1 pseudogene is annotated in these 525 nt (G+C 81.1%); it reads right to left on the bottom strand.

The annotated features are described in order from the left end of the window. Window positions 1-525 (bottom strand): annotated as a pseudogene (locus AB6N24_RS23115) (glycosyltransferase family 2 protein); the annotation flags it as partial.

Genomic DNA, 525 nt, shown 5'->3' with positions numbered 1-525 from the left:
ACCCCGACGCGACCGACCACGACGCGACCGACCCGGATGCGACCGACCGCGCCGCACCCGTTCCCCCCGCGCGCGCGGCGGGCGCGCCCCGCAGGAGCGCGAGCAGCGCCGTGAGCAGCACCGCTCCCCCGAGCACGTACGGCCAGGGCCCGCGCACGACGTCCGGCAGCAGCGCGGGCACGAGGCCCGTCGCGGTCGCGGGCACGCCCAGCAGCTGCTCCCACGGCGCGGAGCGCTCGGCCGCGAGCACGGGCCCCGGGTCGGCGAGCAGGAGCCGCCACCCGGCCGCACCCCGCTCGGACGCCTCGACGAGCAGGGGCCCCAGCACGACGAGCGCCGGCACTAGCACGAGCACGACCCGGCCCCGCGCGCGGGGGGCCGACACCGCGACCACGAGCAGCACGAGCGCCGAGGGGACGAGCAGCACCGGCGCGCCCGCGACGACGACGAGCAGCGCCAGCGCGGCTCCCGCCGCGGCGGCGAACGACCCGGTGGACGGCGGCGGCCCGACCGTCGCCCCGGGGT

Source organism: Cellulomonas jepli (assembly GCF_047229345.1).
In the GTDB taxonomy this organism is placed as follows: Bacteria; Actinomycetota; Actinomycetes; order Actinomycetales; family Cellulomonadaceae; genus Cellulomonas_A.
This window is presented reverse-complemented; position numbering and strand designations above follow the sequence as displayed.